The organism is Phytohabitans kaempferiae (assembly GCF_042433955.1).
GTDB classification, from domain to species: Bacteria; Actinomycetota; Actinomycetes; order Mycobacteriales; family Micromonosporaceae; genus Phytohabitans; species Phytohabitans kaempferiae.
Map to the genome: position 1 here is coordinate 49600 of NZ_JBHLUH010000017.1, position 10683 is coordinate 60282.

The 10683-nt window shown below is 72.3% G+C and carries 14 protein-coding genes; 7 read left to right on the top strand and 7 right to left on the bottom strand.

What is annotated here, in order from left to right:
• The first annotated feature begins 302 nt into the window (after nucleotides 1–302).
• Nucleotides 303–980 (top strand): response regulator transcription factor, encoded by a 678-nt coding sequence (locus ACFFIA_RS13365; protein ID WP_377250482.1) that lies wholly within the window; start codon nucleotides 303–305, stop codon nucleotides 978–980.
• A gap of 107 nt (nucleotides 981–1087) precedes the next feature.
• Here ACFFIA_RS13365 and mgrA read toward each other — a convergent pair whose 3' ends face one another.
• Both mgrA and ACFFIA_RS13375 read right to left on the bottom strand, forming a co-directional pair.
• Nucleotides 1088–2134, bottom strand: a complete 1047-nt coding sequence (gene mgrA, locus ACFFIA_RS13370) for an L-glyceraldehyde 3-phosphate reductase (RefSeq protein ID WP_377250485.1) — start codon at nucleotides 2132–2134, stop codon at nucleotides 1088–1090.
• A 99-nt stretch (nucleotides 2135–2233) separates the two neighbouring features.
• Nucleotides 2234–2401: a hypothetical protein gene (locus ACFFIA_RS13375; protein ID WP_377250487.1), complete on the bottom strand. Its 168-nt coding sequence runs from the start codon at nucleotides 2399–2401 to the stop codon at nucleotides 2234–2236.
• A gap of 100 nt (nucleotides 2402–2501) precedes the next feature.
• On the opposite strand from ACFFIA_RS13375, the gene ACFFIA_RS13380 reads away from it, so the two are divergent.
• Nucleotides 2502–3161 (top strand): hypothetical protein, encoded by a 660-nt coding sequence (locus ACFFIA_RS13380; protein WP_377250489.1) that lies wholly within the window; start codon nucleotides 2502–2504, stop codon nucleotides 3159–3161.
• Nucleotides 3162–3396: 235 nt separating this feature from the next.
• Nucleotides 3397–3747, top strand: a complete 351-nt coding sequence (locus tag ACFFIA_RS13385) for an NUDIX domain-containing protein (RefSeq protein ID WP_377250491.1) — start codon at nucleotides 3397–3399, stop codon at nucleotides 3745–3747.
• 142 nt (nucleotides 3748–3889) lie between these two features.
• Here the strand turns inward: ACFFIA_RS13385 and ACFFIA_RS13390 are convergent, their stop codons facing one another.
• Entirely contained in the window at nucleotides 3890–4711 is an 822-nt protein-coding gene (locus ACFFIA_RS13390) for a PHP domain-containing protein (protein WP_377250493.1), read from the bottom strand.
• A gap of 143 nt (nucleotides 4712–4854) precedes the next feature.
• Nucleotides 4855–4998, bottom strand: a complete 144-nt coding sequence (locus ACFFIA_RS13395; protein ID WP_377250496.1) for a hypothetical protein — start codon at nucleotides 4996–4998, stop codon at nucleotides 4855–4857.
• Between the two features lie 385 nt (nucleotides 4999–5383).
• On the opposite strand from ACFFIA_RS13395, the gene ACFFIA_RS13400 reads away from it, so the two are divergent.
• Complete coding sequence (locus tag ACFFIA_RS13400) at nucleotides 5384–5797, top strand: VOC family protein (protein ID WP_377250499.1); 414 nt, start codon at nucleotides 5384–5386, stop codon at nucleotides 5795–5797.
• Between the two features lie 95 nt (nucleotides 5798–5892).
• Here the strand turns inward: ACFFIA_RS13400 and ACFFIA_RS13405 are convergent, their stop codons facing one another.
• A complete protein-coding gene (locus ACFFIA_RS13405; RefSeq protein ID WP_377250502.1) occupies nucleotides 5893–6879 on the bottom strand; it encodes a cellulose binding domain-containing protein in 987 nt (328 codons plus the stop codon).
• Nucleotides 6880–7027: 148 nt separating this feature from the next.
• On the opposite strand from ACFFIA_RS13405, the gene ACFFIA_RS13410 reads away from it, so the two are divergent.
• Complete coding sequence (locus tag ACFFIA_RS13410; RefSeq protein ID WP_377250504.1) at nucleotides 7028–7705, top strand: hypothetical protein; 678 nt, start codon at nucleotides 7028–7030, stop codon at nucleotides 7703–7705.
• Between the two features lie 20 nt (nucleotides 7706–7725).
• Here ACFFIA_RS13410 and ACFFIA_RS13415 read toward each other — a convergent pair whose 3' ends face one another.
• The gene (locus tag ACFFIA_RS13415; protein ID WP_377250506.1) at nucleotides 7726–8310 is read right to left on the bottom strand and encodes a hypothetical protein; all 585 of its coding nucleotides are present in this window, start codon (nucleotides 8308–8310) and stop codon (nucleotides 7726–7728) included.
• Nucleotides 8307–8735, bottom strand: coding sequence for a hypothetical protein (locus tag ACFFIA_RS13420; protein ID WP_377250508.1), 429 nt, complete (start codon nucleotides 8733–8735; stop codon nucleotides 8307–8309). The genes ACFFIA_RS13415 and ACFFIA_RS13420 overlap by 4 nt, the downstream gene beginning before the upstream one ends.
• A 139-nt stretch (nucleotides 8736–8874) precedes the next feature.
• Between ACFFIA_RS13420 and ACFFIA_RS13425 the strand changes: the two genes are divergently transcribed.
• On the top strand, nucleotides 8875–10035 hold the full coding sequence (locus ACFFIA_RS13425; protein WP_377250510.1) for a sensor histidine kinase: 1161 nt from the start codon (nucleotides 8875–8877) through the stop codon (nucleotides 10033–10035).
• Nucleotides 10032–10634: a response regulator transcription factor gene (locus ACFFIA_RS13430; RefSeq protein WP_377250513.1), complete on the top strand. Its 603-nt coding sequence runs from the start codon at nucleotides 10032–10034 to the stop codon at nucleotides 10632–10634. Before ACFFIA_RS13425 ends, ACFFIA_RS13430 begins: the two co-directional genes overlap by 4 nt.
• Nucleotides 10635–10683 lie beyond the last annotated feature (49 nt).

Sequence of the window (10683 nt, forward strand, 5' to 3'; positions counted from 1 at the left end):
CTCGCGAACGTTAAAGCGGTGAAAGGAGGGAAGTCAAACGGCAATTTCTTAAGGAAGAATTGTGATTCGAGATTGATCCGACCGCCTCGTCCCGACGGTCGATGCGAAGCGTTGGGAGGATGAATCTCAGGGCACGCCGAAGGGCCACTTCCGGTAACTTACCGGAGCGGCCGCGTGCACGTCGAGGCCAGCCTTTCCCTGGCACATGGCGATACCTCCGCGGTTTTATGACAGTCTCATGACAACCAGGTCGAGGTGGCCGCGCTGTTTCATCCCGGCGGCGAGTGGGCGATGATGCCGTGATGGAGCAGGTTCTGCTGATCGAAGACGACCACCGGATCCGGCTGTCGTTGACGCTCGGCCTGGAAGACGAGGGATACGCCGTTCGCGGCGCGGCTACCGCCGAGGAAGGGCTGTCCGCCCAGCGGCGCGAGCCGGCCGACACGGTGCTGGTCGACCTGATGCTTCCGGGCGTCGACGGCTTCGAGTGCATCCGCCAGCTGCGCAGCCGCGACGACGTACCCATCGTGGTGGTGAGCGCCCGCGACGACACGCACGACATCGTGGCGGCGCTGGAGGCGGGCGCCGACGACTACCTGGTCAAGCCGGTGGCGGTGAAGGAGCTGTCGGCCCGGCTGCGGGCGCTGCGCCGGCGGGCCCGGGCGAGCGCGGTCGCCGCCGTGCCCGCGCTGGTCTTCGGCGACCTGGAGATCCGCCCCGAGGCCGGCGAGGTGTCGGTGGGCGGCCAGCCGGTGGGGCTGACCCGCACCGAGTTCCGGCTGCTGTGCGAGCTGGCCCAGCATCCCGGGCGCGTGCTCTCCCGGGCACAGTTGCTGGAGCGGGTCTGGGAGTACGCGTACGGCGACGAGCGCCTCGTCGATGTGCACGTCGGCCGCATCCGGCAGAAGATCGAGTCCGACCCGGCGGTGCCGCGCCACCTCGTGACGGTCCGCGGCATGGGCTACAAGCTGCTGCGATAAGGCCCTGAGCGAGCCCGCGCGCCGGTGGATTGGCGCGTGCGCCGGCTCGCTTCGACGCAGCGCCCCGGGATGGTGCGGCACCTCCGCGAGAGGTGCCGCGGCCCGTCCTACAGCGCGCCCTCGCGCGCGTCCTGCCACAGGTCCACAGAGGAGGTCGGGCCCTCCAGGATCCTGTCGATCGCGGCCAGCTCGTCGCCGGCGAACGTGAGGTTGTCCAGCGCCGCCACGTTCTGCTCAAGCTGTCGCACGCTGCTCGCGCCGGTCACCAGCGACGTGACGCGCGGGTCGCGCAGCGCCCAGGCGAGCGCGAGCTGGGCGAGGGTCTGGCCGCGTCCGCGGGCCACCTCGTTGAGCGCGTTGAGCTGGGCGACCCGGGTCTTGTCGATCGATGACGGGTCGAGCGACTTGCCCTGCGTCGCCCGCGAGCCCTCCGGGATGCCGTTCAGGTACCGGTCGGTGAGCAGCCCCTGGGCCAGCGCGGTGAAGCCGATGACGCCGGCGCCCACCTCGGCGGTGGCGTCGAGCAGGCCGTCGGTCTCGATCCAGCGGTTGAGCATCGAGTACGACGGCTGGTGGATCAGCAGCGGCGTGCCCAGCTCGCGCAGCAGCGCCGCCATGATCCTGGTGTGCTCCGCGTCGTACGAGGAGATGCCGACGTAGAGTGCCTTGCCCGCGCGCACCGCAGCGTCGAGCGCGGCGGCGGTCTCCTCCAGCGGCGTGTCGGGGTCGTACCGGTGCGAGTAGAAGATGTCCACGTACTCCAGGCCGAGGCGCCCCAGCGACTGGTCGAGGCTGGCGAGCATGTACTTGCGGCCTCCGCCGCCCTGCCCGTACGGGCCCGGCCACATGTCCCAGCCGGCCTTGGTCGACACCACGATCTCGTCCCGGTACGGCCGCAGGTCCTCGCGCACCAGCCGCCCGAAGTTGACCTCGGCGGAGCCGTACGGCGGCCCGTAGTTGTTGGCCAGGTCGAAGTGCGTGACCCCGAGGTCGAAGGCGCGCCGGGTGATCGCGCGCTGCACCTCGAACGGCTTGTCATCGCCGAAGTTGTGCCAGTAGCCGAGGGAGAGCACGGGCAGGTCGAGGCCGGAGCGGCCGGTGCGGCGGTACTGCATCCCACTGGTGTATCGGTCGGTCGCGGCGACGTAGCTCATGATCTCACTATCGCCATCCGCCGGCGGGCCGTCCAACAGAAGAACAAGATCCGATTCAGCGGTGGGAGCGATCAATCGCGGCCCCGGCCCGGCGGCGGGCTAGGCGCCCTCCGGCTCCTCGGCCGGGATGGCGACACGATCCCGCAGGCGACCGCGGATCTCCTCCGGTGTGTATGCCCGGCGCCGCCGCTCCGCCCGCGCCACCACGACCCCCGTGGCGGCGACCCCCACGAACGCGGCGAGCCCGAGCACCTTCCACCAACGCATCCGCACAGCGTAGTGCCAACGGCGCCGGCGCGCCGTCCCGTGGCGTGCGGCGCGGTGGCGTACCCGGCGCGGCGGTGAGGGCCGGGCTAAGGTGATGGCCGTGCCCAGTCTTGGTCTCGATGAAGCTGTCGACCTGACGCGCACCGGCGACCTGTGGCTTTTCCGCGGGCGTTCGGGGGCCGACCGGGCGATCCAGGTGACCACCAACAGCCCGGTCAACCACGTCGGCATGGCGGTGGTCATCGAGGACCTGCCGCCGATGATGTGGCACGCCGAGCTGGGCAAGTCGCTGCCCGACCTCTGGTCCGGCGGCCACCACCGGGGCGTCCAGCTGCACGACCTGCGCGCGGCGGTGCTCGTCTGGGCCAGGCGCTACGGCCAGCGGGCCTGGCTGCGCCAGCTCGAGCCGCCGCCGACCCGGGCCCAGGAGGACGCGGTGCTGCGCACGGTCGCCCGCCTCGACGGCACGCCGTTTCCGTCCAGCGCCCAGCTCGCCTGGCGGTGGGCCCGCGGGCGCGTGCCGATCCGCAGCGGCGGCATCGCCCGCCACCTGCCGTTCCGGCGTACGCGCGAGGAAGGGCTGGAGAGCGCGTACTGCGCCGAGGTCGTGGCGGTCACCTACGAGGCGATGGGCCTGCTGCCGGCCGGTCGCAACCCGAACTGGTACGACCCCGGCCGCTTCTGGAGCGGCGACGACCTCGCCCTCTCCGGTGGCTTCGCGCTGGGCACCGAGATCGCCGTCGAGATACCGGCCGACTAGCCCCGGCCTAGCGCGCATCAACACCTACAGCGACTCCGTGCCTGAAGAAAGGCCCGCAAAGCCTGGGACCACGCCATCCAACGGCATCCCCGGTTCTTCGCCCATGGTCGAACCTCGCCGTGGCTCGTTGGTCCCGTCTGGTCCGCGTCCTACTGCGATGAACCAGCCATCCACATGCCGTTTGCCTTGATTGAGAATCCCGTGTGCGATGGCGTGGTCCGGGTAGCCTCCCCTGGTGAGTTCACCGTCCGGCGACTACACCGCCACGCTGCCGCGTAAGCGGATGGGCTCGGCTGTCCTGCTCCGCGATGGCGACGATCGGATCTTGCTGGTGGAGCCCGTGTATAAGGACTACTGGGAGCTGCCCGGAGTCGCGGTGGACGCCGACGAGTCGCCGTACGACGCGGCCGTGCGCGAGCTGAAAGGGCCTTCCAGGCCCTGCTGGCCGCCGAACGCGACACTCCACAGGAGGTCCGCTACCAGGCCGTGGGCGCAGAACCTGACCCGAGACCTGCTATCCGCCGACAGACGCCGAGCACTCCCAGGCATGCGCGAGTTCGCAGACCGGATCGGCGTCACCGCCTAGCAATCGCCACTGCGAACCGTCATCCATCACGCTTGGCGGGCCGGCGACGGTGTCCGCAGATGCATGCCCCCACGTCGCGATGCTGACCCTCCTGTACGCGTCTTACGCAGAAACGGGGCATGGGGTCGGACCGGTCCAGTCTCTAGCGGCGCCAGAAGTCGTACGCGTCGCGGCCGCGGGTGAAGCCGGCCGCCGCGGCGATGTCGACCGCCAGATCGAATCGGCCGCCCACGACCCACGGCAGGTGCGCGTCGCTGCCGAACGAGATCGCCCGGCCGCCCTCCTCCCGCCACCAGCGCAGCAGGTCGACCGAGAGGAGCGGGCTGCGCGTGTTGAACTCCAGCACGCGGTCGGAGCCGGCCAGCGCGCGGAGCACCGCGCGGTACTCCTCCTCGTGGTCCGCCTCCCGGTACGGCGGGGCGCCCGCCGGCCAGTAACGGCGCGGGTAGTCGAGGTGGGCCAGTACCTCGAACGCGTCGCTGTCTTTGATCATGCGGACCATGTCGGTGAAGTAGCGGCGCATCACCTCGCGCGTGCCCAGGATGTGGAAGAGTTTGTCGGGCGCGACCAGCCGCCCGTCGTAGGGGATCGCGTGGAGTGAGCCCAGCACGCGCTCGAATGCCCCGCTGGCCAGCACGCGCGCCACGCTCGCGCCGAACATGTGCGGCTCGCCCGCCTCGACGCCGGTGAGGATGCGCAGCCCGGGGAAGCGCTGGCGGCACTCTTCGACGCTCGCCAGGTAGCCGGCCACGTCGATCGGCCGGATCTTCGCCCACCAGCCCAGCTCGAGCCCGTCGGCCGCGATCGCGTCGTCGTCGACCCAGTCGGTGAACTCCAGGTGCTCGGTGAACGCCACCGCCGGCAGCCCGATCTCGACCGCCCGCTCGCACGTCTTCGCCATCGAGGCCTGCTCGCCCGTGTCGAACGACCACTCGGAATGCACGTGGTTGTCGGCCGGCAGCACGTGTCCGAGTCTGCCATCCGTGGGGGCCTATCCCAAGGTCTTGTGATCCGCCCAACCGGACCACGCGCCCGCGCCCGCTCGCCGCCGACCCGGTGGAGCGGGCGGCGGCGAGCGGGCGCGGGGCGCGGGTACGAGGCGGACCCTCAGTGCTGCGGCGGTGGCCAGCCCGCCACGGGGGCCGGCTGGGCCGGTGGGACCGGCGGAGGTGGCGGCATCGCGGGCGAGTACGGGCCGGAGATGGTCTCGATCAGCCGGCTGACCACCACGCCGAGCAGGATCGCGACCACGAGTGGTACGTAGAACGTGACCCAGCGTGGCGGACCGAGCTGTGTGAGTCGATGCCGACCAGCGGGCCGAGCGCCTTGGCCGGACGGAAGCGCACCGGGTCGTCGGCGACGCGGTTGGTGGCGAGCGCGTTGCGTACGGCGGGGATCAGCCACAGCGCGCCGGCGCAACAGCTCGACCGCGGCCACGAACTGGTCGAGGTCGACGTGCAACAGCCACCACCGCGCCGACACACGGTCACGATACGGCGGTTTCCCGTCCGGGTCGGGTGAACAGGGCTAGCCTGCGGTTGAGCACTCCTCCCGTTTCGACCGCCGAGAGCCTCCGCGCCACGGTCCTCGACCGTCCGCGAGCCGCCGCGGCGGTCCTCGACCAAGGAGCCCGACGATGGCCTCTCGCCTCAACCCGTACATCAACTTCGACGGCACCGCGCGCCAGGCCCTTGAGTTCTACCGGGACGTCTTCGGCGGCGAGCTGTTGCTGACCACGTTCGGGCAGTTTCCCGGCGCCGACGCGGCCGACGCGGAGAAGATCATGCACGGCCAGTTGGAGACCCCGAGCGGCTACACGCTGATGGCCGCCGACACGCCGCCCGACTGGGAGATCAGGCCGGGCAACACCATGACGATCAGCCTGAGCGGCGACGACGCCGCCGAGCTGCACGGGTACTGGGAACGGCTCGCCGAGGGCGGCACGATCACGATCCCGCTGGAGAAGCAGATGTGGGGCGACGAGTTCGGGCAGTGCCTCGACAGGTTCGGCGTCTCCTGGATGGTCAACATCACCCAGCCCCAGTCCTGACCCGGTCGGCGGCGGCGTCCCGCCCCCCGGCGGATCGACGGCCCGAGCGCCGGCGCCGCCGACCGCGGCGGCACCGACACCGACGGGGAGCCCGGTCAGCGGGCCGGGGGCGTGGACGGAGGCGGCGGTGGCGGGTCGACCGCGAGGCCGATCTGCGCGTACGGGCCGAAGTTGCCGGAGGGGTCCCAGGCGCGCACGCGCACCATGTATGTGCCGAAGCCGTGGAAGGGCACGTAGGCGGGGCTGCCACCGACCTTGGTGACGAGGACGCCGTTGAGGTAGACCTCGTAGCCGACGACGAACGTCTCGTCCGTCGCCGCGTCCCAGCTTATCCGCAGGTGGCTGGTGTTGCCGAGGCCGCCGAAGCGCAGGTTGGCCGGAGCGGTGGGCGGGGTCGAATCCGGCATCTGTCCGAAGTGGACCGGGGTGAACGGGGAGAGGTTGCCGGCCGCGTCGACGGCGCGCACGCCGAAGGTGGTGACCATCGGGGGCGGCACCGGCATCGTGTACGTCGGTGCGGTCACCGTGGTGATCAGGTTGGTGCGGTGGAAGATCTGGTACCCAACCACTCCGGTGTCGTCTGTGGACGGATCCCAGGTGATGGTGACCGTGCCGCCGCTGCCGCCGAGGCGGACGTTCGTCGGCGTGGAGGGCGGTGTGACGTCGGGGGCGGGCGGCGCGCCGGAGCAGGGGGAGCCGTTGACCGTGCAGCCCTGCGGCTCGCCACCGCCGCTGGCGACCCAGCCGAAGCTGGTGGCGGCACCGGCCGCGAGCGTGCCGTTCCACGGCAGGTTGGCGAAGACGAAGCGGGAGCCGTCACGGGTCATGCGGGCGTTCCAGTACGACCCGAGCGTGGTGCCCGCCGGCAGGTCGAAGGTCACCTGCCACGAGGTGATGGTGGCGGCGCTGTCGTTGGTGACGGTCAGCTTGCCGACGTAGCCGGTGGACCACTGGCTCTCCTTGACGAAGGCCGCGGTCGCCGCGTGTGCCGGGGCGGGCAGGACGGTGATCGTTCCCAGGGCCACGATGACCGCCGCGGCGATGGCGGCGATCCGGGGGAGGGGAACGGCGGAGAGTCTCATGTCAATGGATCGTAGAGATGAACATCGATCGACGGCATCGGCCGAGCGCGCGATGTGCCCTGGTCGTGCGCTGCGGGATGGGTAGCGGCGTGGCACTATGTCCGGCGTGGATGGCATGCGGGGGTTGCCGCCGCGTCGCGGTGGACTGTTGGCATTTGTACTTGTCCTGTCGCTCTCGGTGACTGGCTGTGGCGTGATCGGCGGCGACGGCGACGCCCCGCCGGACGGCGCCGGGGCGACCGCCGCGCCCTCGCCCTCCGCCTCGCCCACCGAGGAGGCCGGTCCGCTCTACGCGCTGCCGTCCTCGGCCGACGTGTGCGCGGCGGCCAAGCGCAGCAAGCTGAGCGTGGTCGGCGCCGAGCCGGAGAAAGAGGGGCTCGACGTCGGCTGCGCGGTCTCGGTGCGGTCGAAGCAGCCGGACCGGCCCTACACGCTGCGTGTCCGGTTTGAGGACTGGGGCAACGCGCGGCGCACGCGCACCTTTTACCAGACGCAGAAGGACGGCGACTGGTACAAGGGGCACTCCGCCTTCACCGGCCCGCCCACGCAGCGCTCCGACGTGCTCCAGGTGGGCGACGCGAAGCCAGGCGCGGGATACGACGAGGGCTACTACGCCTTCTACGCGGACGTCGAGGTGGCCCGCGTCCACTACAGCCAGAGCGTGGTCGGCATCCTGAAGGGCAACCTCATCGTGACCATGGACCTGCTGGCCGGCGACCAGACCAGCACCTCGATCGCGAGCATCAAGCCGGTGAAGGCCGAGGTGGGGCAGAAGATGTTCGACGACGTGGCCGACGCGGTGCTGGCCCTGCCCAAGGAGCGGTAGCCGCGAGCGGCGGGCGCGGCTCACCACGCGAGCGCCAGGAGCTGCGCCGCGACCAGGATGTCGACGACGCCGCACCACTCCGCGTACGAGCGGGCCACGACCCGGTCCAGCCTGAGGTGCACGAAGTCCCACACGCCGTGGAGGAGCCAGCCGGCCGCCACCACGTAGAGGCCGACGTCGGGGTCGAGGGCGAGCCCGAGCAGCGCGAGCGCGGAGAAGCCGACCAGGCCCAGCGCCTGGATCCGTACGCCGCCGCGGTGCGCGTGCCCGCCCACCACGCTCCACACCAGGAGCGCCGCGCCGAGCGGGACGAGGAGGAACGGCGCCGGCACCAGGTCGAGCCCGCGCACGGCGAAGATCAGGCCGAACGCCGCCGCCAGCAGCGGCCAGGAGAGGCCGCGCCGCCCGGTGCGCGCCGTCACGAGGTAGAGCATCGGCAGGAGCAGCAGCACCTCGCCGAGGCCGGAGACCTGCCCGGCCACGTCCGCGCCGCCGGCCATGGGCACCGACATCACGAGGGCCAGCCCCGCCGGCCACCGCCGGCCGATCGCGCGCAGGACGCGGTACGGCGTGCCGCGGCCGGCCTCGACGGTCGCCGCGCTCACCGGGCGTACTCCTCGCTGGCGCGCTCCTCGTGGGCGTGCTCCCCGTGACTGCGGGAGTACTCCGCGCGGCGGCGGAGCATGACCGCGAGCATGAGCGGGAACATGGCGATGTGCAGGGCCATCATCAGCGCGTGGCCGGACATGACGCCCGCCAGCGTGAAGGGCGCGAGCACGACCACCGGCGCGAACATCGCGCCGACCATCTCCATCGTGCTGGCCCAGCCGTGGCGGCGGTACCGCATCCAGACGACCATGCCGACCGACATGTCGAAGGCCATCAGCAGGGCGGCGATCTCGGGCTGGCTGGCACTGGAGAGCTCGACGCCGAGCAGGGAGAGGAGCCCGGCGCGGGCCAGGCCCAGCACCAGCATGCCGGCGAACATCGCGATGATCATCTCGACGTAGTGCCAGAGGAAGCGTTTCATCGGAGCGTCCCTTCAGATACGGATACTGGGTGGGGGTATCTGGGCTCCATCCTGGAGGACGCGGGCGCCGCGCGCCAGTGTGTTCTCCGCACGTGATCTCATGACACATGTCATGCCGCCGAGCTGCCACAATTGCCGCGTGGCGGATGGTACGGGGCTGCTGAGCCTCCGCCGGTACACGTGGTGGACGCTGACCGGCGCGGTCGTGAGCGTGCTCGTCATCTTCGCGGGCGGCTGGGTCGTGCGCGGCGACGCGCCCGCGTGGTCCCGGCTCCTCGGCGGGGCGGCGCTCGCCGTCTCCACGGTGGCCGGCGTGGCGCTGCTGCGCCGCCGGCTGGCCGGGGGAGCGCGGGCCCACGCCACGCCGCGCGGATGGCTCGCCGCCGCGGCCGCGGGATCGGCGGTGGCCGGCGCGCTCCAGCTCGGCTCCGGCGAGTACGGGCGCTGGGCGGTCGCCCCGGCGATCACGGTGGCGGTCGCGGCGACGTTCCGGCCGGCGCGGGGACAGCGGTGGCTGCTGGGCGGGGCGACCGCGGCCGCGGCCGTACCCGGAACGGTTGTCGCCCTGCTCGCCGGCGACGGCGGCCCGCTCTACGCGGCGCTCTTCCCCGCGGGCCTCGTGCTCTTCACCGGCTGGACCACGCTCGGCCCGCTCTGGGCCTGGGACGTGGCCGGGCGGCTGCACGAGGCGCGGCGGCTCGCGGCCGAGCTGGCGGTCAAGGACGAGCGGCTGCGCTTCGCCGCCGACCTGCACGACATCCAGGGCCACCACCTCCAGGTCATCGCGCTCAAGAGCGAGCTGGCCGCGCGCCTCGCCGAGGCCGACCCGGCCCGCGCCGCCGGCGAGATGCGCGAGGTGCGGCGGCTGGCGAGCGACGCGCTCCAGGAGACCCGCGCGCTGGTGCAGGGCTACCGGCGTACGACGCTGGAGGAGGAGATCTCCAATGCCACGCGCGTGCTCGCGGCCGCCGACATCGACGCGCGGATGGACCTCGCGACCGCCCCGGCCGAGCTTTCCGCCACCGGCCGCCACCTGCTGGGGCTGGTGATGCGAGAGGCGACCACCAACGTGCTGCGGCACAGCCGGGCGGCCCGCGCCGACGTCCGGCTGCTGGTCGATGGCGGTCGGGCCCACCTTCGGGTACGCAACGACGGCGCGGCACCGGCGGCGGGCGGGGCACCGGGCACCGGCCTGGCCGCGCTCGCCGAGCGGCTGGTCGCGGCCGGCGGCGAGCTGACCTGGCGGCGCGACGGCGAGCGCTTCGAGGTGGCCGCGACCCTCCCGGTGGGGGCGCCGTGATCCGCCTGCTCATCGCCGACGACGAAGACCTGCTGCGGGGCGCGCTCGCCGCGCTGCTCGCCCTGGAGCCGGACATCGAGGTGGTCGCCGAGGCGGCCACCGCCACCGGCGCGGTGCGGCTGGCCCGCGAGCACCGGCCGGACATCGCCGTACTCGACCTGGAGATGCCCCCCACCGACGGGCTGCGCGCCGCCGAGGAGATCCGGGCCGCGCTGCCGACCCGGATCGTACTGGTCACGCGGCACGCCCGGCCGGCGGTGCTGCGGCGGGCGCTGGCGGTGGGGGTGAGCGGCTTCGTACCGAAGACCACCGAGGCGACCCGGCTCGCCGAGATCATCCGGGACGTGGCGGCCGGTCGCCGGTACGTCGACCCGGAGATCGCCGCCTCCGCGCTCACCGAGGACCCCTGCCCGCTCAGCGAGCGCGAGCTGGAGGTGCTCCGCGCGTCCCGCACCGGCGCCTCGGTCAACGAGATCGCCGCGCGGGTGCACCTCGCCCCGGGGACGGTCCGCAACTACCTCTCCGCCGCGATGACGAAGCTCGGCGCCAGCTCCCGCCACGCCGCCGCGCACAAAGCCTGGGAAGAGGGCTGGATCTAGTCCCTGTCGCCTCTGGCGGGCGGCCCGTTCCGGGCTGAAAATCGGTGTT